Consider the following 21,144-nt stretch of genomic DNA (forward strand, 5'->3'; position numbering starts at 1 on the left):
CGCTGAGAGTTTAACACACCGCACCTGACCGTTGGACTCTCGCGGCGTGGACGTAGGACTCTCGCGGTTGGTCAGGTGGCGCGCAGGGCGGTCAGCATCCCGGTCACGGCGGTGTGCCACGGGTACTCCTCGGCACGGGCGCGCGCCGCCGAACGGCGGGTCGGCTCCGGGTGGTCCAGGAGGGCGTGCACGGCGTCCGCGAACGCCGGGGCGTGGTCGGGCACGGCCGCGCCGCACGTCGGGTGGACGATCTCGCGCAGCGCCGAGGACGCGGAGACGACCACCGGGGTGCCCGAGGCCAGTGATTCGAGGGCCGCCAGGCCGAACGTCTCGTGCGGACCGGGCGCCAGGGACACGTCCGCCGCGGCCAGGAGGTCCGCGACCTCCGTCCGCCGCCCCACGAACCCCAGGAACGTCACCGGCAGACCCGCGGCACGGCGTTCCAACGCCTCACGGCGCGGCCCGTCACCGGCGACCACCAGCCGCACCTCGCGCCCCGCCGCACGCAGTTCGGCCACCGCGTCCACGCTGCGCTCGACGTGCTTCTCCGCCGACAACCGCCCGCAGTGCACCAGCAGCACGTCGGCGCCGCGCGCCAGGTCCGCCCTCAACGACCGGTCGTGCCGCGCGGGCGTGAACGTGCGCAGGTCCACCCCCAGCGGCACGCGGGCGACGTTGCGCGCGCCGATCCGGTCGAACTCCTCCCGCGCGAACGCCGTCGTGCACACCACCGTGTCGTAGGACGCGGCCATCCGCGCGTTCGCCCGGTCCGCGCACCACCGCGCCAACGCCGCCGGCAGCAGGAACTGCTCCAGCAGCCGGTCCAGCCGCTCGTGCGAGATCACCACGCTGGGCACGCCGCGCGCCGCTGCCCACCGACCCATCCCGCGCAACGTGAGCCGGTCCGACACCTCCAGCCGGTCGGGCGACAGCCGGTCCAGCAGCGCCCGCACGCGCCACGGGTCCACCGCCCGGTACCCGCCGGTCCCGGGCAGCCGCGGCGCGGGCAACGTGATGCGCCGGACGCCCGGCGACAGCTCCTCGTCGGCGTGCGCGGCACCCGGCACGACGAGCGTGACCCGGTGACCGCGCGCCGCGTAACCGCTGCCGAGGTGGTGCAGCGCCGTGCGCAGGCCACCGGACCGCGGACCGTAGAAGTTGGCCAGCTGCACGATCCTCATGCGGCGTGGCGCTCGGGCACGTCCAGCACGGCCTCGTAGTGGCCGAGCAGCTCGTCGCACACGACGGACCACGTGCGCCCGCCGACCCACCGCCGGGCCGCCCGACCGAACCGGCGTCGGCGCTGCGGGTCACCCAACCCCACCACGGCCCGCCTGAGCTGCGCGTCGTCGGAGAACAGGTACCCGGTGCCAGGTTGCACCAGGTCACGCGGCCCGCCGGCGTCCGGCGCGACCACCGGCACACCGCTGGCCATCGCCTCCTGCACGGCCTGGCAGAACGTCTCGTGCGGACCGGTGTGCACGAACACGTCCAGGCTCGCGTAGGCGGCGGCCAGGTCCGTGCCGCTCCTGAACCCGAGGAACGCGGCGCCGGGCAGGTCGCGCCGCAACCGCGCCTCCTCCGGCCCCCCACCGACCACGACCAGCCGCACGCCGGGCAGGTCGGCCAGCGCGGCGAGCCGGTCCACCCGCTTCTCCGGCGACAGCCGGCCGACGTACCCGACGAGCAGCTCGCCGCCCGGCGCGAGCGAGGCCCGCAACGCGTCGTCCCGCCGTCCCGGGTGGAACAGCTCGACGTCCACACCCCTCCCCCACCGGTGCACGCGCGGCACGCCGTGCGCCCGGAGCGCTTCGACGGCCCACGTCGACGGCGCGAGCGTGCGGTCGGCCTGGACGTGCAGCCGACGCGTCCACCGCCAGGCGGCGCGTGCGGTCAGCCCGAGGCCGAAGTGTCCGGCGAACCCGGCGACGTCGGTCTGGTAGACCGCGACCGTCGGCACGCCCAGCCTGCGCGCCGCCGACAGCCCGCGCGCGCCAATCACGAACGGGCTGGCCAGGTGCACGACGTCCGGCCGGAAGTCGGCCAGCGCGGTCAGCACCCGGCGCGTGGGCACGCCGACGGGCAGTGAGCTGAACCTCGGCAGGTCCACCGACGGCACGCGGACGACGGGCGTGCCGAGGTGGTGGTCCGCCCCAGCGCCCGGCGCCACGACCAACGCCCGGTGACCGTGCGCTCTCAGGTGCTCCAGGACCCGCAGCACGGAGTTGGTCACGCCGTTGACCTGCGGGAGGAAGCTCTCGGTGACGATCGCTACGCGCACGCCGATCACCTTGCGGTGCGCAGGACACGGCGGCGTGACGCCTCGACGAACGCCCGCCGAACACCGCGCGTCGCGGTCGACGTTGGCCCCGGGTTCACCTGGAGTACGCGACCCGGTCACGGTCTGCGGTCACACTAGGTCGGCATGACCGTCTTGTCGTCCCGACCCGCGCAGCCCGTCGATCCCGGCCTGGTGTCGATCGCGCTGGAGATAGCGGGCCGACTCGCCAACGACGCGTCCGACGTCATCATGGCCACCGCGGGCCGGGGCGCGCGGCCGGACGACGAAGCGTCGCCGTTCGACTGGGTGACCGACACGGACCGGACGTTGGAGCGGCACACGCGGCGGGTGCTGACGGCGGAGTTCCCCGACATCCCGGTGTTCTGCGAGGGCGTGGACGCCGACGTGGCGGGCGGCGCGGCGTTCCGCTGGGTCGTGGACCCGGTCGACGGGACGGCGAACTACGTGGCCGGCCTGCCGTGGTGCGCGTACAGCCTCGCGCTGGTCGACCGGTGGGGGCCGGTGGTCGGGGTGGTCGCGGACCCGTACCGGGCCCAGATCTACGCCGCCGCGCGCGGGCGGGGCATGAGGGCGAACGGCACGCCGGTGCGGCTGGGAGGGCAGGCGGTCAGCTCGATCGTGTGCACGGAGATGACGCGGACCGGTCCGTGGCCGGGGATGGGCGAGTTCATCTCGCGGGCGGCGGTGGCCGGCACGGGCGTGCGCGTCCTGGGTTCCAAGGCGCTGGCCGTGGCCCAGGTCGCGCTGGGTCACGCGGCGGCGGCCGTCCTGGACAGCTACCACGAGTGGGACGTGGCCGGCGCGGTCGCCCTGGCCGTCGAGTCGGGCGCCGCGGTGCTGGACCGGAGGGGCGACGGCGACCCGCTGCCGGTGGACGGCCTGCTCGTGGCCGTGCCGGAGGTGGCGGAGGAGGTCCTGTCGTGGTGGCAGTCCTCGACGTCCCGTTAGACCGGTTGCGGAGTTCGAGAGGCAACGCGACGATCTCGACGCGCCGGGAGTCGCTCCCCTTGAAGTGAAACGGCGCTGACCAGGCTTTACCTTGCCGCGCAGGGCGGTCTAACCATTGCCCAGGTGTGGCAGTTGTTGTTCCAGCACTTCCAGGTGGGCGCGGACCGTGTCGAGGGAGGCTTGGTTCAGCAGTTGCAGCGCCACGCGGCCCACTTCGTCCTCGAACGAGGTGAAGTCGCGGACGGCGGCGGCCAGTCGTTCGGTCACCGGGTGGTTCTGCTCGGCGCCCAGGGCGCGGCCCAGGTCGGCCGTGCGCCGCACGTTCGACAGCTCACCGGCGAACTGGCCGGCGATGCGCTCCAGCCACTCCCGCGACGGTGACGGCGGCACGGTCCCGACGGCTCCGTGCACCCGTCGCACGGCCAGCTCGCACCGGCCCACCATCGCGGACCAGCGGTCGTTCACCGGGTGCGGCGGGGGTGGGACGAACACGGGCGGCGGAGGGAGGAGGACCGGGCGCGGGCGGCGGCGGACCGCTCCCACCACCAGGCCGACGAGAGTGCCGGGCACGCCTCCCATGACCACGCCGAGCATCCCCGACGCGATGAACGACGCCGCCAGCGACACACCGGTCTCGTTGCCCGGCGACGACGGCAGGGCGAGGCCGAACATGAACAGCGCGGTCATCAGCGCCGTGCCGATGATCAGTCCCCACAGCGCCGCACGTCCCATGCGCACCAATGTGCCAGATCAGGCGTCGTAATCCACGGTGATCGCGGGCGTCACCGCGACCGACTGGCACGTCAGCACGAACCCGGCGGCCACCTCGTGCGGCTCCAGCGCGTAGTTCCGCCGCATCTCGACCTCGCCGGACACGACCAGCGCACGGCACGTCCCGCACACACCGCCCTTGCACGCGAACGGCAGGTCGGCGCGCACCCGCTGGGCCGCGTCGAGGATCGGCACGTCCGCCGGCAGCGCCACCTCGGTGCTCCGCCCGTCCAGGACCACGGTCGCGACCGAGGCGGCGACCGAAGCGGTCTCCTCGCGGCGCGGCGGGGGCGGCGGCTCGTCCACGTAGAACAGCTCGTGGTGCACGGAGGACGCGGGCACGCCCAGGGACGACAGCACGCCCTCCGCGTCCCGCACCAACCCGTAGGGCCCGCACAACCACCACTGGTCCACATCGGCCCACGGCACGACGGTGTCGAACAACGCCCGCAGCTTCGCCGCGTCCAACCGGCCGCTGAACAGCTCGACGTCCCGCGGCTCCCGGGACAGCACGTGCACCAGCTGCAACCGCGCCGGGTACCGGTCCTTCAGGTCGGCCAGCTCCTCGGCGAACATGACCGTGTCCGCCCGCCGGTTCCCGTACAGCATCGTCACGCGCGCGCCCCCGGCCAGGACCGACGCGGCGATCGACAGGGCGGGCGTGATGCCGGACCCGGCGACCACCAGCCCGTGGTGCGCGCCGCCGGACGGCGTGAAGCTGCCCAGCGGTGGCAGCACCTCCAGCACGTCACCGCGTTGCAGCCGGTCCACCAGCAGCGTGGAGAACAGCCCGCCGTCCACCCGCCGCACGCCGATCCGCAGCGGACCGCCGGCGGGCGCGCAGATCGAGTACGACCGCCGCTCCTCGCCGTTGCGCAGGGTCAGGTACTGCCCCGGCGCGAACGCGAACACGTCGGCCAGGTCGGGGGGCACGTCGAAGGTCACCGCGACGGCGTCCGAGCACAGCTGCTCGACCGACGCGACGGTCAGCTTGTGGAACACCGGCCGCGCCATCAGATCTCCTTCACGTGCTCGAACGGCTCGGCGCAGTCCGCGCACCGGCGCAGCGCCTTGCACGCCGTCGACCCGAACCGCGACAGCTCCGAGGTCCGCGGCGACCCGCACCGGGGGCACGCGACCCGCTGCGACGGCGGCGTCAGGTTCAGCGGCACCGGGCCGACCGCCCGGGGTCCGAGGCGGGACGGCGGCGCGATGCCCGCCTCCCGCAGCTTGCGCAGGCCGTCCTCGCTGATCCAGTCCGTCGTCCACGCGGGCGACAGGGACAGCCGCACGTCCACCGCCGAGTACCCGGCCGCGAGCAACGACCGCCGCAGGTCGGCGGCCATCTCGTCCAGCGCGGGGCACCCCGAGTAGGTGGGCGTGATGGTCACCGACACCCGGCCGTCCCGCTCCGTCACGTCGCGCAGCACGCCGAGGTCGGCCAGCGTCAGCACCGGCAGCTCCGGGTCGCGGACCTGCGCCGCCACCTCGACCGCGGTCCTCGTCCCGGCCACGGCTACCACCTCGCCCCCGGCAACGACCGGTGCAGGTGCTGCATCTCGGCCAGCAGGTAGCCGAAGGCCTCGGTGTGCACGCCGTCGCGCCCGGCCTTGCCGTTGACCCGCGCCGCGGGCACGTCCGCCGGCCGCGCCAGCGTGGCCGCGGCCAGCACCTCGTCCAGCACGCCGTCCACCTCGGACCGCAGCTCGGCAGGGTCGACCGCGATCCCGGCCAACCGCAGCTCCACGGGGTGCGCGGTGAACAGCTCGTCCAGGAACGGCCACACCCGGTCCAGCGCGGCGCGCATCCGCCGGTGCGACTCGTCGGTGCCGTCACCGAGCCGCACGACCCACTGGGCGGCGTGGTCGCGGTGGTAGGCCAGCTCCTTGAGGCCCTTCGCGGCCACCGCCGCGAGCACCGGGTCGGCACTGGCGCGCAGCCGCGAGTACTGCGCGAGCTTCCACGACGAGAACACCAGCAGCCGCGCCACCGTCGTGGCGAAGTCGCCGCCCGCGAACGGCCCGCACTCGATCTCGGCCAGGTGCACGTTGCGGAAGTCGCGCTCGTCGCGCAGGTACGCCAACGCGTCCTCGTCCCGCCCCGCGCCCTCGACCTCGCCGGCGCGGGTCAGCAGCAGCCGGGCCTGGCCGAGCAGGTCGAGCGCGATGTTGGCCAGCGCGACGTCCTCCTCCAGCTCCGGCGCGCGGGAGCACCACTCGGCCAGCCGCTGCGACAGCACCAACGCGTCGTCGCCCAGCATCAGGCAGTACGCGGTCAGGTCGGCGCGGTCGACGTCGGGCACCTCGCGGTCGACGCCGGCCAGCGCCTCGGAGAAGCCGGTGCCGAACGCCCAGTGCGCGTCCTCGTGCCCGTCGACCAGCGACTCGTACGCGTTGTCGAAGCTCATAGGTGCGGCACGTCCTCGGGGATGTCGTAGAACGTGGGGTGCCGGTACACCTTGTCGCCGCTGGGCTCGAAGAACGGGTCCTTCTCGTCCGGCGACGACGCGGTGATCGCGGCGGCGGGCACGACCCAGATGGACACGCCCTCGTTGCGCCGGGTGTAGACGTCCCGCGCGTTGCGCAGCGCCATCCCGGCGTCCGGCGCGTGCAGCGACCCGACGTGCACGTGGTTCAACCCGCGCTTGCCGCGCACGAACACCTCCCACAGCGGCCACGACGCGCTCATGCCACACCCTCTTCCCGTGCCGCGTGCTTGGCGGCGTGCGCCTCGGCGGCGGCACGCACCCACTCGCCGTCCTCGTGCGCCTTGCGCCGGTGGGCGACGCGCTGCGCGTTCGTCGGTCCGTTGCCGCCGACGACCTGCCAGAACTCGGCCCAGTCGGGCTGGCCGAAGTCGTGGTGGCCGCGTTCGGCGTTCCACTTCAGCTCGGGGTCGGGCAGCGTCACGCCGAGCTTCCGCGCCTGCGGCACGGTCATGTCGACGAACTTCTGCCGCAGCTCGTCGTTGGTGTTGCGCTTGATGCGCCACTTCATCGACTGCTCGGTGTTGGACGACTCGGCGTCCGGCGGGCCGAACATCATCAGCGACGGCCACCACCAGCGGTCCACCGACTCCTGCACCATGGCGCGCTGGGCGTCGGTGCCGCCCATCATCGTCATCAGCAGCTCGTAGCCCTGCCGCTGGTGGAAGGACTCCTCCTTGCAGATGCGGATCATCGCCCGCGCGTACGGCCCGTAGGACGTGCGGCACAGCGGCACCTGGTTGCAGATCGCGGCCCCGTCGACGAGCCAGCCGATCACGCCGACGTCGGCGTAGGAGAGCGTGGGGTAGTTGAAGATCGAGGAGTACTTCTGCTTGCCGGTGATCAGCTTCTCCGTCAGCTCACCGCGGTCCGCGCCCAGCGTCTCGGTCGCGGCGTACAGGTACAGGCCGTGCCCGGCCTCGTCCTGGACCTTGGCCAGCAGGATCGCCTTGCGGCGCAGCGACGGCGCGCGGCTGATCCAGTTGCCCTCCGGCTGCATGCCGATGATCTCGGAGTGCGCGTGCTGGGCGATCTGCCGGATCAGCGTCCGGCGGTAGCCGTCGGGCATCCAGTCACGCGGCTCGACGCGCTGCTCGGCCGCGACGGTGCGCTCGAACAGGTCCTCCAGGTCCATGAGGACGATGTTACACCTGGAGGTCGATTTTCGGCAGAACTGTCACAAAGCCCTGCGGCCGTCCTTCCGGGCGAGCCACCACGACAGCGGCAGCAGCACCGCCCACACGGCGAGCAGGAACGTGCCGACCGGCAGCAGCGCGAGCACGGCGGTGCGCCCGGCGACCCGCGCCACCTCGGGGTCGGCCGTGTCGTACTCGATGCGCACGAGCTGGCCGGGCTCCAGCCCGTCCGGGTACAGCACCCCCTGTGACGGGCTGTGCACCGCACCGTCGGGGGTGGCGAAGCGCACCACGGTGCGCTGGAACGAGACGGACACCACCTCGGCGGTCGCCTTGCCCAACCGTTCCCCGATCATCAGGTCGTCGCGCCAGCACGCCGCGACGAGGATCACGCCGATGAACGTCACCACCGCGGCCAGGACCAGCAACGACCTGCTGACCAGCAGCCGAGCCTTTCGGCGGGCCCGGGTCCGCACTGCGTTGTCCACCACAACTGAGGAGTCTAGGGCGGTCTGGCCTCCGGATCTCAGCGGCGACTCCATACCCTCGACGCCGTGACCTCAGCTCCGGCCTCGCGGACCCGACAACGGCTGCGCGCGCACACCAGGCGCGTCGCGGGCGACGAACTGCTGGGCAGGTTGCCCTCCCCCACCGGCGCGCTGAGCTGGGTGCGGGACGGGACGGGCCTGGTCGGGTGGGGCGAGGCGGCCCGGTTCGAGGTGTCCGGACCGGACCGGTTCGCGGCCGCCGACCGGTGGTGGCGCGAGTTCACCGACGACCTCCAGGTCGACGACGGGCTCGGCGTGCCGGGCACGGGACCGGTGGCGTTCGTCAGCATGGCGTTCTCCGACCGGCCGGGCCGCTCGGTGCTGGTGGTGCCCGAGGTCGTGGTGGGCCGCCGCAACGGGCACACCTGGCTGACCACGATCGGGGACGGCGGCAAGCGGTCGGTCGAACCGGTGCGCAGACCGACGGGGGTGCGGTACAGCGACGGGCAGCTCTCGGTCACCGCCTACCGCGAGGCCGTGCGCGCGGCGGTCGAGCGGATGCGGGCGGGTGAGCTGGACAAGGTGGTGCTGGCGCACGACCTGCTGGCCGTCGCGGACGCCCCGATCGACCACCGGTTCGTCCTCGAAGGCCTGGCCCGCCGGTACCCGGAGTGCTGGGTGTACGCGGTCGACGGCCTGATCGGCGCCACGCCCGAGCTGCTGCTGCGGCGCAGCGGGTCCGTGGTCGACTCCCGGGTCCTCGCGGGCACGACGTGGCCGCACGACGGGATGTCCGACGACGAGCTGGCCGCCGCGCTGCTGTCCTCCGGCAAGAACCGCGACGAGCACGAGTACGCGGTGCGGTCGCTGGTGGAGACGCTCAAGCCGTTCTGCTCGACCATGTCGGTGGACGGGCCGTCGGTGCTGCGCCTGCCGAACGTCTCGCACCTGTCCAGCGACGTGATCGGCACCCTCGGCGGCACGCCGTCGTTGCTCACCCTGGGCGCGGCCCTGCACCCCACGGCGGCCGTCGGCGGCACGCCCCGCGCGGACGCCATCGCGGTGATCGACGAGCTGGAGGGCATGGACCGGGGCCGCTACTCCGGTCCGGTCGGCTGGATCGACGGCAACGGCGACGGCGAGCTGGGCATCGCGCTGCGCTGCGCCCAGGTGGACGGCCGCACGGCCCGCCTGTTCGCCGGCTGCGGCCTGGTGGCGGAGTCCGACCCGGACTCCGAGGTGCACGAGGCGCACGCCAAGATGCGCCCCTTCCGCGAAGCCCTCGAAGGCCGCTGACGCCGGTCCCGCGGGAACGGACCGGCCGCACGACGGCGGGGCCGCCCCCGGATGAGGACGGCCCCGCCGTGGCGCGGTGCGTCAGCGCTGGTGAGCCGCGAGGATCTCGTGCGTCTCCTTGATCTTCTGCCGCGACTTCGGCTCGGTCACCGAGGCGGCCCGCGCCGACGGACCGGCCGCGCCCGGCGCGGCGGCCGGCTTCTCCGGCGTGTACAGCCACGTCCGGAACAGCTCGTCGAGCTGCTTGCCGGACAGGCGCTCCGCGAACGCGATGAACTCCTCGGTCGACGCGTCGCTGTTGCGCTTGACCCGCGGCCACTCCTTGAGCAGCCGGAAGAACGCCTCGTCACCGATCTCGGCGCGCAGCGCGTGCAGGGTCAGCGCACCCCGGTCGTACACGGCGTTGTGGAACTGGTCCTCCGGGCCCGGGTCGGCGGGCAGGACCTGCCAGAACGGGTCGTCGGCCGGGTAGGACGCGTAGACGTAGTCGGAGTTCTCCTGGGCCGTGCCCTCACCGACGTGCTCCGACCACAGCCACTCGGCGTAGCTGGCGAAGCCCTCGTTCAGCCAGATGTCCTTCCAGCCGTGCACCGACACGGAGTCGCCGAACCACTGGTGCCCGAGCTCGTGCGCCACGACGTAGGTGTTCGAGCCGCGCCGGAAGAACGCGGTGTCGTAGGTCGGGCGGGTCTGGTTCTCCAGCGCGAAGCCGAGGCCCGGCGTCACCACGCCGCCCTGCGCCTCGAAGGGGTACGGCCCGAAGTACGACTCCAGGAACTCGTTCACCTCGGGCGTGCGCTCGACGCTCGCCACCGAGGCGCCGTAGTCGTCGCCCAGCCGCTCCGAGTAGGCGTTGAGCACCGGCTGGCCGTTCGGGGCGGTCGACTGGCGGATCTCGAACTGGCCGATGGCGATGAACGCCAGGTAGGTGGCCTGCGGCTGGAGGCTGCGGTAGCGCCAGCGGGTGTAGCCGTTGACCTGCTGCGTGGTGCCGCCGAACAGGCCGCCGGAGATCACCTCGACGCCGGCCGGCACGGCCACCGACACGTCGAACTTCGCCTTGTCGGTCGGGTGGTTGTTGCTCGGGAACCACCACGGCGCGATGTCGGGCTGGTCGATCGCCAGCGCGCCGTCCGGGGTGCGCTTCCACGACGTGTAGCCGTCGACGGCGTGGGTGGAGGGCACGTCGGAGTAGGTGACCACGACCGTCACGTCCGAGCCCTTGCGCAGGGTGCCGCGCGGGTCGACCACGAGCTCGCCGCCGGCCTGCGAGAAGTCGGCGGCCTTGTTGTTCACCCGGACCGAGCTGACCTTCAGCAGGAAGTCGAGGTCGAACCGGCTCAGGTCCTGCGTGGTTTTGGCGAGGATCGTCGTGGTGCCGGAAAGGGTGTCGCTCGCCGGCTGGTAGGTGAGCCTGATGTCGTAATGGGAGACGTCGTACCCGCCGTTGCCCGCATTCGGGTAATAGGGGTCTCCGATGCCCGGTGCGCCCGGTTGGGCCGCCGCCGCCGTGCCGGCGAGCAGCAGCAGGGACGCCGCGGTGGCGGTACCGACGGTCAGCTTCGCTCTCAGGGACATGCGGCGAAGCTAGTCGCGGCCCACGACCGGCTGTACCCCCGTCGGTAGGATTTCGACTAATGGAACGCGGTTGACACGGCGGTTCTCAACCGGGCGTGCAGATCGCGCAATTCATGGCGTTCCGCCCGGATTTCCACCACCCGGATTCCGGTGGGCCGGGTGAGCGCGCGTGCCAACGCGTCCGGGTCGCGGACCTCGGTGTGCGGCACGTGGTGCGCCGCGCACAGGGCGGCGAGGTCGACGCCGTGGGGCGTGCCGAAGACCCGCTCGAAGGTCCGCTCGTGCTCCTTCGCGCCCTGCTCCAGCAACGCGAAGATGCCGCCGCCGTCGTCGTTGAGGACCACGACGGTCAGGTCGGGCCGCGGCTCGCCGGGGCCGATGAGCAGGCCGTTCGCGTCGTGCAGGAACGTCAGGTCCCCGATCAGGGCGTAGGTGGGGCCCGCGGTGAGCGCGATGCCCGCGGCGGTGGAGACGCTGCCGTCGATGCCCGCCACGCCCCGGTTCGCGAAGGTGCGCACGTCCCGGCGCGGCGCGGCGACCAGGTCGACGTCGCGGACCGGGTTGGACGAGCCGAGGAACAGGTTCGCGTGCGCGGGCAGCGCGGCGACCAGGTCGCGGGCCACGTGCAGGCCGGTCGGCCAGGGCTCCTTGGCGAGCAGGTCGTCCACCACGTCGGCCACCGCCTTGTCCGCGTGCTGCCAGGCGGTGAGCCAGTCGTGGTCCACCTCGTGCTCACCGAGGACCAGGTCGGTGGACGTGTGCGTGGCGGCGAACCTCGGGTCCGGCCAGTCCAGCTCGTCGGACAGCACGTGCACGACCGGCGTGCGGCCGATGAGCTTGAGCACACCCCGGGAGAGGGTCGCGCGGCCGACGACCACCAGCGCCTGCGGGGTCAGGTGCTCGGGCAGCTCGCCCGCGTTGAGCAGCAGGGAGCCGTGCCGCAGGCCGTGCCCGGTCGGTTCCGCGACCACCGGCCACCCGGCGCGTTCGGCCAGCTCGGAGAGGTCGTGGTCGGTGTCACCGACGATCACCAGGGTGCGCGGGCCGAGGTGGTCGGCCGCGTGCGGCGCGGTGGTGGTGCGCCGCGTCGTGCGCGTCCACGGCACGTCGAACGGGCGGCCGTCCAGGCTCTCCGGCCAGTCCCGCGTGCCGTCCGGCACCAGGGGCTCGCGGAACGGGACGTTGACGTGCACCGGGCCCTGCTCGCGCGCGGTGGCGACGGCGCGGCACACCAGGGAGCGCCACAGCGCGTTCTGGTCGTCGCGGTGCTCCGCGATGGGGAACTGGAGCGTGTCGGTGCCGAAGATGCGCTGCTGGTCGACGGTCTGGCTGGCGCCCGTGCGGTAGAGCTCGACCGGGCGGTCCGCGGTGAGGGCGATGACCGGGACGCCCGAGTGCCTGGCCTCCAGCACCGCGGGGTGCAGGTTCGCCACGGCGGTGCCGGAGGTGCAGGTCACGACCGTCACCTCGCCGCTGCCCCTGGCCAGGCCCAGGGCGAGGAAGCCCGCGCTGCGCTCGTCGACGCGCACGTGCAGGGTGATGCGTCCGGCCGCGGCGGCCTCCTGCAGGGCGAACGACAGCGGTGCGTTGCGCGATCCGGGGCTCAGCACGACGTGCCTGACGTCGTTGCGGATCAGCTCGTCGACGAGCACCGTGGCCTGCGCGGTGGACGGGTTCACCCCGACATTGTCGCTCAGCCCGCGACCTGCCGATTCCGGCGCTGAGGCCGACCCGGGCCGCTCTCAGCGCCGCGCGGGCATATTGTCCGTGCCGTGGCAGATCAGGACGTATCCGAGCTGTTCGACGCCGCCCGCTGGAAGCGGGTCGAGGGCTTCGACTTCACCGACATCACCTACCACCGCGCCGTGGACCAGGGCACGGTGCGCATCGCGTTCGACCGGCCCGAGGTGCGCAACGCATTCCGGCCCCACACGGTCGACGAGCTGTACCGGGCGCTGGACCACGCCCGGATGAGCTCCGACGTCGGGTGCGTCCTGCTCACCGGCAACGGCCCGTCGCCGCGGGACGGCGGCTGGGCGTTCTGCTCGGGCGGCGACCAGCGCATCCGGGGCCGCAGCGGCTACCAGTACGCGTCGGGGGAGACGGCCGACACGGTCGACCCGGCGCGGGCGGGCCGGCTGCACATCCTGGAGTGCCAGCGGCTGATCCGGTTCATGCCGAAGGTCGTCATCGCGGTCGTCCCCGGCTGGGCCGCCGGCGGTGGCCACAGCCTGCACGTGGTGTGCGACCTCACGCTGGCCAGCGCCGAGCAGGCCCGGTTCAAGCAGACCGACGCCGACGTCGGCAGCTTCGACGGCGGCTACGGCTCGGCGTACCTGGCCAGGCAGGTCGGCCAGAAGTTCGCCCGCGAGATCTTCTTCCTCGGCCGCACCTACAGCGCCGAGGACATGCAGAAGATGGGCGCGGTGAACGCGGTCGTGCCGCACGCCGAGCTGGAGTCCACGGCGCTGGAGTGGGCCAAGGAGATCAACGGCAAGTCGCCCACCGCGCAGCGGATGTTGAAGTACGCCTTCAACCTGATCGACGACGGCCTGGTCGGCCAGCAGCTGTTCGCCGGGGAGACCACGCGCCTGGCGTACATGACCGACGAGGCGGTGGAGGGCCGGGACGCCTTCCTGGAGAAGCGCCCGCCGGACTGGTCCGACTACCCCTACCACTACTGATGATCACCCTCGACGAACTGCGCGCGGGCCTGGCCGCCCGGAGCGGCCTGCTGGTGGCCCGGTCCGGCGGCCGGGAGCTCCCGCCGTTGCGCGGCTGGGAGACCGGGGCGGTGCTCGCGGTCACGACCTCGGGTTCCACCGGCGAGCCGAAGACCGTCCTGCTCGGCGCGGACGCGCTCACCACGTCCGCCGAGCTGACCCACGCCCGCCTCGGCGGGCCCGGCACGTGGCTGCTGGCCCTGCCGACCACGCACATCGCGGGCATCCAGGTGCTGGTCCGGTCGGTCGTGGCGGGCACCGAGCCGGGGGTGATGGACCTCGCCCCCGGTTTCCGCGCCACCGACTTCGCCACCGCGGCACGCCCGGTGCTGGCCGAACCCGGTCGCCACTACACCGCCCTCGTGCCGACCCAGCTGGCCCGCCTGGTCGCCACCGAGGGCCCGGGGCTGGCCGCCGTGCGGCAGTTCGACGCCGTCCTGATCGGCGGTGCGGCCACGCCTCCCGCGCTGCTGGAGCGGTCGCGGCGGCTCGGGGTCCGGGTGGTGACCACGTACGGCATGAGCGAGACGTCCGGCGGCTGCGTCTACGACGGGCTGCCGCTGGACGGCGTGCACGTGCGGCTGGTCGACGGCCGGGTCGAGGTCGGCGGGCCGGTGCTGGCGCTGGGCTACCTGGGCGGCGAGCCGTTCGGGGAGTGGTTCCGCACCGGTGACCTGGGGCGCATCCGCGACGACGGGACGTTGCAGGTGCTCGGACGGGCCGACGACGTGATCATCAGCGGTGGCGAGAACATCGCGCCCGCCGGTGTCGAACGCGTGCTCACCTCGCAGCGGGGCGTGCGCGAGGCGTGCGTGGTGGGGCTGGCCGACCCGGAGTGGGGACAGGTCGTGGCCGCCGCCGTGGTGCCCGAGGACCCGGGCGACCCGCCGGACGTGGACGAGCTGTGCGCGGCGGTCGGTGACGCGGTCGGCCGGTTCGCCATGCCGAAGCGCGTCGTCTTCGTGCCCGAACTGCCCCTGCGCGGCCCCGGCAAGGTGGATCGGAGGGCGGTCGCCGGTTCGTTCGAGTAGGTTTCCGCCTTGATACGAAGACTGTTGGTTGACAGGTAACCAGGACAGGCGATTGGCTCGTCCTCGCCGAGACGCACGGCCCTGCCGCGGTCCCCTCCGCACCGGGCGTCCGGACGAGGAGTGCTGCGATGACCAGGCGCTACCTGTTACCGCTCGCCGTCGCCACCGTTCTGACCGCCGGACTGGCCGCACCCGCCGCGGCCGCGGGAGGCGCCGAGTGGCGAGCCGACCTGACCACGGTGAACGCCGACGACAACGGCGTCACCACGACGAACGGCACGGTCCGGCTCGACCGCGCCGCACCGACGCCCGCCAGCGCGCGGGCGGCCATCCGCACCGGGTTCCTGCAACTGGACCCGCGTGAGCTCGACGCACCGGTCAACGCCGTCGCCGCGACCGTGAGGAGCGCCGTCCCCGCCGGCGCGGAAGTCGCCGTGGACGTGCGCGGCGCGCTCGGCGACGAGCAGTGGACCGAGTGGGTCGAGGCGCGACCCGACGCGCCTGCCGTGCTGCCGACCGCGGTCACCACCGTGCAGGTCCGGCTGGCGCTGACGGCGGAGAAGGCGTCGCCCGAGGTGAGCCAGGTGACCCTCCGGGCGTTCACCGCACCCGCCGCGCAGGACGTCACCGCCCAGGCCGCGGGCCTGTCCTACCGGGTGTACGCCACCCGTGAGGGCCTCGTCGGCGGCACCACCGCGAACGGGCACGTGATCACCAGCCGCGACCACTTCGTCGCCCTGCCGTCGCGGCGCGGCCTGTCCGCCAAGGGCACCGGCACCTACAGCGTCCGGGTCTGCGCGTCGAGCGGCCGCTGCGAGTGGGCCCCGGTCTGGGACGTCGGCCCCTGGAACACCAAGGACGACTACTGGAACCCGTCGGCCACCCGTGAGATGTGGAAGGACCTGCCCCAGGGCAAGCCCGAGGCCCAGGCCGCGTACGAGAACGACTACAACGGCGGCAAGGACCAGTTCGGCCGCGCCGTCGCCAACCCGGCGGGCGTCGACCTGGCCGACGGCACGTTCTGGGACGGCCTGAAGCTGACCGACAACTCGTGGGTCACCGTCACCTACCAGTGGACCGGTTCCGGCCCGGCCGGGTTCATCCGCACCTCGGGCGACCCGCTGAACGTGCGCAGCGGCGCGACCTCGACCGCCTCCCAGGTCGGCCTGGCCGCGAACTACGCGCAGGTCCGGGTCGAGTGCCAGGTCACCGGCCAGTCCGTGACGGGCTCGCAGGGCACGTCGAACATCTGGTTCCGGATCGCGTCGGGCAAGTACGTCGCCCGCGCGTACGTGACCGGGGTGTCGGGCGCCACCGCCTGCTGATCACGCAGCACCCGGGAGCGGGTCCCCGTTCACCATGTCGGAGGATGTCCGCCATGGCCACAGTCGCCCAGTGGGTATCGGGGACCCGCCCCCGCACGCTGCCGAACTCGATCGCGCCCGTGCTGGTCGGCGCGGGCGCCGCGCACCACATCGACGGCTTCAACCCGACCTGGTCGCTGCTGGCGCTGGTGGTGTCGGTCGCGCTCCAGGTGGGCGTGAACTACGCCAACGACTACTCCGACGGCATCCGTGGCACCGACGCGAACCGCGTGGGCCCGTTCCGCCTGGTCGGGTCGGGTGCGGCCCAGCCGGGCGCGGTGCGCACGGCGGCCTTCGCGGCGCTGGGCGTCGCCGCGCTGGCCGGCCTGGCGCTGGTCGTGCTGTCCGGCCGGTACTGGATGGTGCTGTTCGGCGCGCTGTGCATCGCGGCGGCGTGGTTCTACACCGGTGGCCGCAAGCCCTACGGGTACGCGGGCCTGGGCGAGCTGGCCGTGTTCGTGTTCTTCGGCCCGGCCGCGGTGCTCGGCACGCTGTACGTGCAGACCGGCGAGGTGACCGGCATCGGCATCGGCGGCGCGGTCGCGATGGGCGCGTTCTCGACCGGCGTGATGATCGCCAACAGCCTGCGCGACATCCCGACCGACATCCAGGCGGGCAAGCGCACCCTGGCGTCCACCCTGGGCGACCGCGACTCCCGGCGGCTGTACCTGGCGCTGGTGTCGATCCCGTTCCTGATCACGCTGGCGATCGGCCTGCGCGTGCCGCTGGCGCTGATCGGCTTCCTGGCGCTGCCCCTGGTGGTCCTGGGCGCGCGGCGCGTGCTGAACGGCAGCAAGGGCCGCGATCTGATCCCCGTGCTGCGGGACACCGGACTGGCCATGCTGGTGTGGGGCATCGCCGTGCCGGCCGCGCTGGTCCTGGGCTGACGCCTCCGGCGGCGCTCAGCGCGCGTTGCCCGCGCGCAGCCAGGCGAGGTAGTCGGCCACCGCGCGTCCGGTGTCGTGAGCCGGTTCGTAGCCGGTGTCCTGCCGGAGGCGGGTGATGTCGAGGTAGGCCCGCCCGCCGGTACCGCCGGTGGGCAGGTCGACCCGGGCGTCCGGCACGACCTCCTTGATCGCGGCGATGACCTCGGCGTTGGACGTCGCACGGCCGGAGGCGACGTTGTAGGTGCGGTGGTCGAGCCGGTCCGCGAGCTGGAGGAGCGCGATGGCCCGCGCGCAGTCCTTCACGTAGCAGAGGTCGACCGAGTCCTCGGCGTGCGCGGGGCCGTGGAGGGTGGACAGGTCCGGCTCGGTGCCGCGGGCGGCGGCGTGGACGAGCTCGGGCGCGGCGAAGAACAACGCGCCGTGCGGATCGCCCGGCCCCCAGATCGCGGACAGGCGGTAGTTGACGACGTCGACGCCGGTGGCGCCGGACAGGTGGTCCGCGAGCAGCTCACCGATCTTCTTGAACGCCGGGATCACGTGCGGCGAGGTCATCGGCAACGGCGCGTCCTCGCGCAGCGGACCCTCGTCGGGCAGGCCCGAGTAGACGCCGATCGTGCTGGCCACGCCGACGCGCGCCACGCCCCACTCCTGCGCCGCCTGCACGATGTTGAGCAGGCCGCCGAGCGCCGTGCGCGTGGCGTCCACGGGCTCGCCGGAGCCGGGCGGCCAGGGCATCGACCCGGCGAGGTGCACGATGCCGGTGATCCCGTGACGCGCGCCGACGGCGCGCAACGCCGCCAGGTCGGTGATGTCGGCCTGCTCCACGACCACCCGCCCGTCGGCCAGGTCGGCGGGCACCTCCGCCGGCCGCCGCTGCACCAGCACGCAACCCTCGCCCTGGTCGAGCAGCGCCCGCGTGGTGTGCGAACCGATGAAGCCCAGACCCCCGGTAACCAAGATCATCGGGTGACCCTTCTGTCGCTGAGCTGATTATCAGCTCTACTGACAATCAGGTTAGCGGTAGGATCGGGTGGTGGCAAGCACCGACGGACCGAACCCCGAGTTGCGCCGGAACCTCGTCTACCTGCTCAAGCACGCGCACCTGCGGATGGCCGAGCTGACGGCGGGAGCGCTGGCGCCGCTGGGCATCGAGGGCCGCGAGCTGGGCGTGATGCTGGTGCTGACCGGCCGCGCACCGATGTCGCAGCAGCAGGCCGCGCAGCGGCTCGGCATCGACCGCACGACGATGGTCGCGCTGCTGGACGCGCTGGAGGGCAAGGGCCTGGTGTCACGTCACCCGGACGCGGACGACCGGCGGCGCAACGTGGTGGAGCTGACCGAGGCGGGGCGGGAAACCCTCCGCCGGGCCTCCGAGGTGACCGACGAGGCCGAGCGCGCCTTCCTCACGCCGCTCGGCGCGCGGGCCGCCCGGGAACTGCGGGAGTCGTTGCAGGCGATCGTGATCCACCCGGACGACCAGGACTCCTGACGGCCGGGGTTCCCGAGGACAGGCGCCGACGACCGCGAGGACTCCCGGCTACCAGGCGTCCTCGGTGAAGCTCATCGGCTCGTCGTCCTCGGCCGGCTTGGGCCTGGCCGGCTCGACGCGCGGTTCCTCGCCCCGGCACAGCGCGGCCAGCGCCTCGCGGTCCGCCTCCAGCGCCGCCTTCACGCCCCGGTCCTCGGCGGCCTCGCCCATGAGCACCTGCCGCCAGCTCAGGTAGCCGCCCGCGACCCGCCGCTGCAACGCCTGCAGCTCCGGCGACGCGCGGTTCGACTTCGCGAACTGCATCACCCGCCGGACGTCCTCGGCCGAGGGCTCCGTGCGCGGGTACCGCAGCTTCGCCGCCTCGCGCATGGCCTTGTCGGCGTCGGCGACCGACCTGGCCAGCACGTCCTCGGCCGTGAGCACCTCCGCCGTCCGCCACGCGCTCACCGCAGACCCCTCTCGACGCGCCGATCCACGCTGGGACGCACGGCACCCGCCGCACGTTCCACCCTCAGCCGACAATCACCCGCTCCACCTACCGGTCTCGCGGAACCGGGTCAGCGTCGCCAGGTGCGGCTCCAGGTCCATGCCCTGCCGGTGCACCCAGTCGTCGTCGTAGTAGGTGTTCGCGTAGCGCTCGCCGCCGTCGCAGAGCAGGGTCACCACGCTGCCGCGCAGCCGTGACGCCCGCATCTCCGCGACCAGCTGGAACGCGCCCCACAGGTTCGTGCCGGTCGACCCGCCGACGCGCCGGCCCAGGACGTCCTCGACGTGCCGGATCGTCGCGACCGACGCCGCGTCCGGCACCTTGATCATCCGGTCGATGACGGCGCTGATGAACGACGGCTCGACCCGCGGCCTGCCGATGCCCTCGATGCGCGAGCCCCGCGTCCCGGTCAACGACGCGTCGCCGTCGCACCACGAGTCGAAGAACACCGAGTGCTCCGGGTCGACCACGGCCAGCCGGGTCCGCAGCTTGCGGTAGTGGATGAACCGGCCGATGGTGGCGCTCGTGCCGCCGGTGCCCGCGCCGACCACGACCCACTCCGGCTCGGGCGCGGCCTCCATCGCCATCTGCTGGAACACGGACTCGGCGATGTTGTTGTTGCCGCGCCAGTCCGTCGCCCGCTCGGCGTGCGTGAACTGGTCCATGAAGTGCCCGCCCAGCTCCGCCGCGAGCCGCCGGGACTCGTCGTAGATCGCGCCGGGCTCGTCGACGAAGTGGCACTGCCCGCCCTCGCGCTCGATCAGCGCCACCTTCTCCTGGCTGGTGGAGCGGGGCATCACCGCGATGAACGGCAACCCGAGCAGCCGCGCGAAGTAGGCCTCCGACACCGCCGTCGAGCCGGACGACGCCTCGATCACGGGCGTGCCGCCGACGACCCAGCCGTTGCAGATGGCGTAGAGGAACAGGGAGCGGGCGAGCCGGTGCTTGAGGGAGCCGGTGGGGTGGGTCGACTCGTCCTTCAGGTACAGGTCGATGCCCCACTCCGGTGGGAGGGGGAAGTGCAGCAGGTGCGTGTCCGCGCTGCGGTTGGCGTCCGCTTCGATGATGCGGACGGCCTCGCACACCCACTCCCGGGTCCGGGAGCTGCAGCGGTCTACCGATGAAGTCACGCCGGCACGATAACTTCTGCGACGTGAACTCACCTTTGAGCGGCTCACTCCGCGGCAGCCTCCTCGCCGGCGCCGTCGGCGACGCGCTCGGCGGTTCGATCGAGTTCGACCGGATCGACCGCATCCGGGGCCGCTTCGGCCCGTCGGGCCTGACCGACTACGCGCCCGCCTACGGCAGGCTCGGCGCGATCACCGACGACACCCAGATGACCCTGTTCACGCTGGAAGGTCTGCTGCTGGCCCGCAAGCGCGGCAGCGACCCGGTGCACGAGGTGCGCGTGGCGTACGCGCGGTGGTTGCGCACGCAGGGCGGTCCCGAGGTCGTCCCGGACGGGTGGCTGCTCGACGTGCCCGAGCTGCACGACCGGCGTGCGCCCGGCAACACGTGCCTGACCGCGCTGCGCTCGGGCGTACTGGGCACGGTGGACAGCCCGATCAACGACTCCAAGGGCTGCGGCGCGGTGATGCGCGCGGCACCGGTGGCGCTGTGGTCGGACGACGTGCGCGAGGTGTTCGACCTGGCCGCCGCGACCGGCGCGCTGACCCACGGCCACCCCAGCGGCTACCTGTCCGCGGGCGTGCTGGCGGTGCTGGTGCAGCAGGTGCTGGCGGGCGTGCGGCTGCTGCCCGCGATCGAGGCGGCCCGCGCCGAGCTGATCCGGTGGGACGGCCACGAGGAGCAGCTCGCCCTGCTCGACCTCGCCGTGGAGCTGGGCGTGGGCGGGGTGCGGCCGACGCCCGAGGTGATCGAGACGACGTTGGGCGGCGGCTGGGTGGGCGAGGAGGCGCTGGCGATCGCGGTGCTCACCGCGCTGGCCGCGCGCGACCTGGCGGACGGGCTGCTGCTCGCGGTCAACCACTCCGGGGACAGCGACTCGACCGGCGCGCTGTGCGGGAACCTGCTCGGCGCGCGCGACGGCGTCGAGGCCATCCCGGAGCACTGGCTGGAGACGCTGGAGCTGCGGGACGTGGTGGAACGCCTGGCCGAGGACGCGGCGACCACCTTCGCGCGGTGACGGTCGTCCGCAC

The 21,144-nt window shown here is 73.2% G+C and carries 22 protein-coding genes; 8 read left to right on the forward strand and 14 right to left on the reverse strand.

The features are described from left to right. Window positions 1-71: 71 nt before the first annotated feature. Window positions 72-1,181 carry a glycosyltransferase gene (locus AB0G02_RS03030; RefSeq protein ID WP_360788454.1) on the reverse strand — a complete coding sequence of 370 codons (1,110 nt, stop codon included), beginning with the start codon at window positions 1,179-1,181 and terminating at the stop codon, window positions 72-74. Further along, window positions 1,178-2,281 carry a glycosyltransferase family 1 protein gene (locus AB0G02_RS03035; RefSeq protein WP_360788457.1) on the reverse strand — a complete coding sequence of 368 codons (1,104 nt, stop codon included), beginning with the start codon at window positions 2,279-2,281 and terminating at the stop codon, window positions 1,178-1,180. Before AB0G02_RS03035 ends, AB0G02_RS03030 begins: the two co-directional genes overlap by 4 nt. Window positions 2,282-2,425: 144 nt before the next feature. Between AB0G02_RS03035 and AB0G02_RS03040 the strand changes: the two genes are divergently transcribed. Then, window positions 2,426-3,250, forward strand: a complete 825-nt coding sequence (locus tag AB0G02_RS03040; protein WP_360788460.1) for an inositol monophosphatase — start codon at window positions 2,426-2,428, stop codon at window positions 3,248-3,250. A gap of 108 nt (window positions 3,251-3,358) precedes the next feature. Here the strand turns inward: AB0G02_RS03040 and AB0G02_RS03045 are convergent, their stop codons facing one another. The 7 genes from AB0G02_RS03045 to AB0G02_RS03075 are packed head-to-tail and all read right to left on the reverse strand — an operon-like array spanning window position 3,359 to window position 8,184. Further along, on the reverse strand, window positions 3,359-3,982 hold the full coding sequence (locus AB0G02_RS03045) for a hypothetical protein (protein ID WP_360788463.1): 624 nt from the start codon (window positions 3,980-3,982) through the stop codon (window positions 3,359-3,361). Between the two features lie 18 nt (window positions 3,983-4,000). Beyond that, window positions 4,001-5,035: a 1,2-phenylacetyl-CoA epoxidase subunit PaaE gene (paaE, locus tag AB0G02_RS03050; RefSeq protein ID WP_360788466.1), complete on the reverse strand. Its 1,035-nt coding sequence runs from the start codon at window positions 5,033-5,035 to the stop codon at window positions 4,001-4,003. Continuing rightward, a complete protein-coding gene (gene paaD / locus AB0G02_RS03055) occupies window positions 5,035-5,535 on the reverse strand; it encodes a 1,2-phenylacetyl-CoA epoxidase subunit PaaD (protein WP_360788469.1) in 501 nt (166 codons plus the stop codon). The genes paaE and paaD overlap by 1 nt, the downstream gene beginning before the upstream one ends. Before the next feature lie 2 nt (window positions 5,536-5,537). Further along, window positions 5,538-6,428 carry a 1,2-phenylacetyl-CoA epoxidase subunit PaaC gene (paaC, locus tag AB0G02_RS03060; protein WP_360788472.1) on the reverse strand — a complete coding sequence of 297 codons (891 nt, stop codon included), beginning with the start codon at window positions 6,426-6,428 and terminating at the stop codon, window positions 5,538-5,540. Further along, a complete protein-coding gene (paaB, locus tag AB0G02_RS03065) occupies window positions 6,425-6,709 on the reverse strand; it encodes a 1,2-phenylacetyl-CoA epoxidase subunit PaaB (RefSeq protein WP_360788476.1) in 285 nt (94 codons plus the stop codon). Before paaB ends, paaC begins: the two co-directional genes overlap by 4 nt. Next, window positions 6,706-7,641, reverse strand: coding sequence for a 1,2-phenylacetyl-CoA epoxidase subunit PaaA (gene paaA, locus AB0G02_RS03070; protein WP_360788478.1), 936 nt, complete (start codon window positions 7,639-7,641; stop codon window positions 6,706-6,708). Before paaA ends, paaB begins: the two co-directional genes overlap by 4 nt. A 42-nt stretch (window positions 7,642-7,683) precedes the next feature. Next, window positions 7,684-8,184, reverse strand: coding sequence for a DUF3592 domain-containing protein (locus AB0G02_RS03075; protein ID WP_360788480.1), 501 nt, complete (start codon window positions 8,182-8,184; stop codon window positions 7,684-7,686). A 12-nt stretch (window positions 8,185-8,196) separates the two neighbouring features. On the opposite strand from AB0G02_RS03075, the gene AB0G02_RS03080 reads away from it, so the two are divergent. Continuing rightward, window positions 8,197-9,426, forward strand: a complete 1,230-nt coding sequence (locus tag AB0G02_RS03080) for a chorismate-binding protein (protein WP_360788483.1) — start codon at window positions 8,197-8,199, stop codon at window positions 9,424-9,426. Between the two features lie 81 nt (window positions 9,427-9,507). On the opposite strand, the gene AB0G02_RS03085 is transcribed toward AB0G02_RS03080, so the two are convergent. Together AB0G02_RS03085 and menD are read right to left on the reverse strand one after the other, a co-directional pair. Next, window positions 9,508-11,004 carry a M1 family metallopeptidase gene (locus AB0G02_RS03085; RefSeq protein WP_360788486.1) on the reverse strand — a complete coding sequence of 499 codons (1,497 nt, stop codon included), beginning with the start codon at window positions 11,002-11,004 and terminating at the stop codon, window positions 9,508-9,510. A gap of 56 nt (window positions 11,005-11,060) precedes the next feature. Continuing rightward, entirely contained in the window at window positions 11,061-12,683 is a 1,623-nt protein-coding gene (gene menD, locus AB0G02_RS03090) for a 2-succinyl-5-enolpyruvyl-6-hydroxy-3-cyclohexene-1-carboxylic-acid synthase (protein WP_360788489.1), read from the reverse strand. A gap of 93 nt (window positions 12,684-12,776) precedes the next feature. On the opposite strand from menD, the gene AB0G02_RS03095 reads away from it, so the two are divergent. The 4 genes from AB0G02_RS03095 to AB0G02_RS03110 all read left to right on the forward strand — a co-directional run bounded on the left by AB0G02_RS03095 (window position 12,777) and on the right by AB0G02_RS03110 (window position 17,009). Beyond that, complete coding sequence (locus tag AB0G02_RS03095) at window positions 12,777-13,688, forward strand: 1,4-dihydroxy-2-naphthoyl-CoA synthase (RefSeq protein WP_360788492.1); 912 nt, start codon at window positions 12,777-12,779, stop codon at window positions 13,686-13,688. Further along, complete coding sequence (gene menE / locus AB0G02_RS03100) at window positions 13,688-14,758, forward strand: o-succinylbenzoate--CoA ligase (protein WP_360788494.1); 1,071 nt, start codon at window positions 13,688-13,690, stop codon at window positions 14,756-14,758. Before AB0G02_RS03095 ends, menE begins: the two co-directional genes overlap by 1 nt. A 128-nt stretch (window positions 14,759-14,886) precedes the next feature. Continuing rightward, the gene (locus AB0G02_RS03105) at window positions 14,887-16,083 is read left to right on the forward strand and encodes a hypothetical protein (RefSeq protein ID WP_360788497.1); all 1,197 of its coding nucleotides are present in this window, start codon (window positions 14,887-14,889) and stop codon (window positions 16,081-16,083) included. Window positions 16,084-16,136: 53 nt separating this feature from the next. Then, the gene (locus AB0G02_RS03110; RefSeq protein WP_360788500.1) at window positions 16,137-17,009 is read left to right on the forward strand and encodes a 1,4-dihydroxy-2-naphthoate polyprenyltransferase; all 873 of its coding nucleotides are present in this window, start codon (window positions 16,137-16,139) and stop codon (window positions 17,007-17,009) included. A gap of 15 nt (window positions 17,010-17,024) precedes the next feature. On the opposite strand, the gene AB0G02_RS03115 is transcribed toward AB0G02_RS03110, so the two are convergent. Beyond that, window positions 17,025-17,972 carry an NAD(P)-dependent oxidoreductase gene (locus AB0G02_RS03115; protein ID WP_360788503.1) on the reverse strand — a complete coding sequence of 316 codons (948 nt, stop codon included), beginning with the start codon at window positions 17,970-17,972 and terminating at the stop codon, window positions 17,025-17,027. A gap of 70 nt (window positions 17,973-18,042) precedes the next feature. Between AB0G02_RS03115 and AB0G02_RS03120 the strand changes: the two genes are divergently transcribed. Further along, a complete protein-coding gene (locus AB0G02_RS03120) occupies window positions 18,043-18,498 on the forward strand; it encodes a MarR family transcriptional regulator (RefSeq protein ID WP_360788506.1) in 456 nt (151 codons plus the stop codon). Between the two features lie 48 nt (window positions 18,499-18,546). On the opposite strand, the gene AB0G02_RS03125 is transcribed toward AB0G02_RS03120, so the two are convergent. Together AB0G02_RS03125 and AB0G02_RS03130 are read right to left on the reverse strand one after the other, a co-directional pair. Next, entirely contained in the window at window positions 18,547-18,945 is a 399-nt protein-coding gene (locus AB0G02_RS03125; protein ID WP_360788509.1) for a hypothetical protein, read from the reverse strand. A 75-nt stretch (window positions 18,946-19,020) separates the two neighbouring features. Next, the gene (locus tag AB0G02_RS03130; protein WP_360788512.1) at window positions 19,021-20,115 is read right to left on the reverse strand and encodes a PLP-dependent cysteine synthase family protein; all 1,095 of its coding nucleotides are present in this window, start codon (window positions 20,113-20,115) and stop codon (window positions 19,021-19,023) included. 23 nt (window positions 20,116-20,138) lie between these two features. Between AB0G02_RS03130 and AB0G02_RS03135 the strand changes: the two genes are divergently transcribed. After that, window positions 20,139-21,131, forward strand: coding sequence for an ADP-ribosylglycohydrolase family protein (locus tag AB0G02_RS03135; RefSeq protein WP_360788515.1), 993 nt, complete (start codon window positions 20,139-20,141; stop codon window positions 21,129-21,131). The last annotated feature ends 13 nt before the right edge of the window (window positions 21,132-21,144 follow it).

This window comes from Actinosynnema sp. NPDC023658 (assembly GCF_040639995.1).
Taxonomy (GTDB): Bacteria; Actinomycetota; Actinomycetes; order Mycobacteriales; family Pseudonocardiaceae; genus Actinosynnema.

Coding starts and splice junctions, on each gene's coding strand:
- AB0G02_RS03030 (WP_360788454.1), bottom strand. CDS start 1,181: ATGAGGATCGTGCAGCTGGCCAACTTCTACGGTCCGCGGTCCGGTGGC.
- AB0G02_RS03040 (WP_360788460.1), top strand. CDS start 2,426: ATGACCGTCTTGTCGTCCCGACCCGCGCAGCCCGTCGATCCCGGCCTG.
- AB0G02_RS03045 (WP_360788463.1), bottom strand. CDS start 3,982: ATGGGACGTGCGGCGCTGTGGGGACTGATCATCGGCACGGCGCTGATG.
- paaE (WP_360788466.1), bottom strand. CDS start 5,035: ATGGCGCGGCCGGTGTTCCACAAGCTGACCGTCGCGTCGGTCGAGCAG.
- paaC (WP_360788472.1), bottom strand. CDS start 6,428: ATGAGCTTCGACAACGCGTACGAGTCGCTGGTCGACGGGCACGAGGAC.
- paaB (WP_360788476.1), bottom strand. CDS start 6,709: ATGAGCGCGTCGTGGCCGCTGTGGGAGGTGTTCGTGCGCGGCAAGCGC.
- paaA (WP_360788478.1), bottom strand. CDS start 7,641: ATGGACCTGGAGGACCTGTTCGAGCGCACCGTCGCGGCCGAGCAGCGC.
- AB0G02_RS03075 (WP_360788480.1), bottom strand. CDS start 8,184: ATGGAGTCGCCGCTGAGATCCGGAGGCCAGACCGCCCTAGACTCCTCA.
- AB0G02_RS03085 (WP_360788486.1), bottom strand. CDS start 11,004: ATGTCCCTGAGAGCGAAGCTGACCGTCGGTACCGCCACCGCGGCGTCC.
- menE (WP_360788494.1), top strand. CDS start 13,688: ATGATCACCCTCGACGAACTGCGCGCGGGCCTGGCCGCCCGGAGCGGC.
- AB0G02_RS03105 (WP_360788497.1), top strand. CDS start 14,887: ATGACCAGGCGCTACCTGTTACCGCTCGCCGTCGCCACCGTTCTGACC.
- AB0G02_RS03110 (WP_360788500.1), top strand. CDS start 16,137: ATGGCCACAGTCGCCCAGTGGGTATCGGGGACCCGCCCCCGCACGCTG.
- AB0G02_RS03115 (WP_360788503.1), bottom strand. CDS start 17,972: ATGATCTTGGTTACCGGGGGTCTGGGCTTCATCGGTTCGCACACCACG.